Source organism: Streptomyces malaysiensis subsp. samsunensis (genome assembly GCF_024519315.1).
In the GTDB taxonomy this organism is placed as follows: domain Bacteria; phylum Actinomycetota; class Actinomycetes; order Streptomycetales; family Streptomycetaceae; genus Streptomyces; species Streptomyces malaysiensis.
In genome coordinates this window covers 1-2,223 of record NZ_JANIIC010000186.1, presented here as the reverse complement: position 1 = coordinate 2,223, position 2,223 = coordinate 1, and the positions used below count along the sequence as shown (strand labels likewise).

At 65.7% G+C, this 2,223-nt stretch carries 2 protein-coding genes; one reads left to right on the top strand and one right to left on the bottom strand.

All coding sequences use genetic code 11. From position 1 onward, the window contains the following. Window positions 1-1,640 (top strand): TylF/MycF/NovP-related O-methyltransferase (locus tag NQU54_RS49675; RefSeq protein ID WP_306279881.1); only part of this gene is annotated, 1,640 nt, incomplete at its 5' end. Here the strand turns inward: NQU54_RS49675 and NQU54_RS48320 are convergent. Continuing rightward, on the bottom strand, window positions 1,615-2,223 hold a 609-nt coding region (locus tag NQU54_RS48320; protein WP_257636618.1), incomplete at its 5' end, for a dTDP-4-dehydrorhamnose 3,5-epimerase family protein. The genes NQU54_RS49675 and NQU54_RS48320 overlap by 26 nt on opposite strands.

Sequence of the window (2,223 nt, the reverse complement as noted above, 5' to 3'; positions counted from 1 at the left end):
GCCGACCCGAAGCCGTGCTCGAGCCGCTCTACCCGGACCGGCTCAACGAAGACTTTCTGGCGCTGATGACCCCGGGACACGATTGTGCCTATCCGGCGGACCCGTGGAGCGCTCAGGCACTCGGTCTTCTCTTGAAGCCATGCGGCGCCCCTTGGACGCGTACCGCGCTCACCACGCTGGCCGAAACGGCAAAGCGATGGCCGCACGTCGCCCGTGAACACCTCATCCCTCTGTTACGCGAACATCCCGAGCTCTGTCTGGAAGCGGGGAGTGTCGGACTCGTCGCCCTCACTGAACTGGATGACCTCGACGGCAAGCTGGTGCTCGACATGTACACGCTTCTCGCGGAGCGCCGCCCCGTCGACCTCCAAGTCGGCTACGTCGCCCTACTCAGGTGGCTGTCGAACGTTGAGTACCGCCTGCCAACAGACCAACGGGCGCTCCTCAAGGCGGCGTTGTCCACAGCGCTCGGTGAAGCCGGACGTTATGCGGACGCCGTCGCCGCCGGCGAGACGGCCGTGACTCTCCTCCGACAGCTCCTAGCAGATGGTGCGGAGCACTGCCGAGCCCATCTCGCCACCGCTCTGTCCAATCTCTCCGAATACCTTTCCCTGAGCGGGTCGGGACAAGCTGCTCTGGATGCCGTGCGGGAGACGGTCTCCCATAACCGGATCCTCGCTCGCCAGGCTCCTGAGGAGTTCGAATCCCAGCTAGCCGTCGCATTGAGCAACGTCGGGAATTGTCTGGCCGTTCACATGGACAGGGCATCGGAAGCCCTGGCGCCCGCCGACGAAGCGGTCCGCGTCCTGAGGCACCTCGACGAGACCGCCCCAGACACCTATACAGGGGCTCTCGCCTCGGCGCTGGCAACCCTCAGCCGAGCAGCCGCCGCTTGGGGCAACAACGCACTGGCCCTGGAAGCCGCAGAGGAGTCCCTGATGCTCCGCAGACGCCTGGCCGACGCTCAGGGCGCCATTCACTACCCAGTTCTCTCCAATGCCCTGGATACCTTCGGAAAAGCCTTGTGGAGAATAGGCCGAACGGACGAGGCGCTCGATTCCTACCGCCAGGTCCGCGAGGTGCCCGGCGTGATCATGGAGTTCGGAGTGCTGCATGGCCGCCACCTGGCCACGCTGACCGCGCTGCGCGGCGTGTACGAGCCCTACAACTCCGTGCGGCGGATCATCGGTTTCGACACCTTCGCCGGCTTCCCCGACATCAGCCCGGTCGACCAGGTCAGCCCCAGCGCGGTCGTCGGGAGATTCGGCACGACCTACCCCGACCACCTGCGCGAAGTCCTGGCCGCACACGAACTCGGCGAACCCATGGGCCACGTGCAGCGCACGTTCGTCATCGAAGGCGACGCCCGCGAAACAGTACCGAAGTACCTAGAGGAAAACCCGCAGACAGTCATCGCGCTGGCCTACTTCGACATGGACCTGTACGCACCCACCCACGAAGTGCTGGATAGCATCCGCTCCTATCTCACCAAAGGTGGCATCGTCGCCTTCGACGAGTTCGCCCACCCCAAATGGCCCGGGGAAACCGCCGCGTTCCGCGAGATCTGCGGCCAGGACGTGATCCTGCACCACCTCCCTGGGCGCGAACCCCCCGTCACCTACCTGCGCTGGCACCAGTAACCCGCCCATGTCGACCACACGACTCCCCGTAGGAGGCGATGCACTCCTCATAGCCGGGCAGCAGCCCGGCATCGGCCGCCTCGGCCAACGTCGGGGCGGCCACGTCCTTGTCGGAGCGGATGACGGGCCCCGACAGCTCCCAGGGCAGCGCCAGCTCGGGGTCGAAGGCGTCGACATCGATCATCGTGCCGGGAACGTACTCCTGCGAGCACAGATAGGACATGCAGGTGTCGTCGGTGAGCGCCTGGAACGCGTGCCCGATCCCGTCCGGCAGGTAGACGGCCGTGCCCGCTTCCGCGTCCTGGCGGGTGACCGCGTACTTGCCGAACGTCGGTGACCCCACCCGCATGTCCACAGCGATGTCAAGCGCGACGCCGCGCACGCAGGTCACGAGCTTGGCCTGGCCGGGCGGCAGCGCCGTACCGTGAATCCCGCGCACTGTGTTCCGGCCGGAAACTGAGTAATCGACCTGCCGCACCACCAGCTCATACCCGGTGATTTCGCCGAGTGCCGAGTAACGGATCGTCTCATAGAAGGTTCCGCGGGAATCAGCGACGCGGTCAGGCTCTATTAGATATGCGTC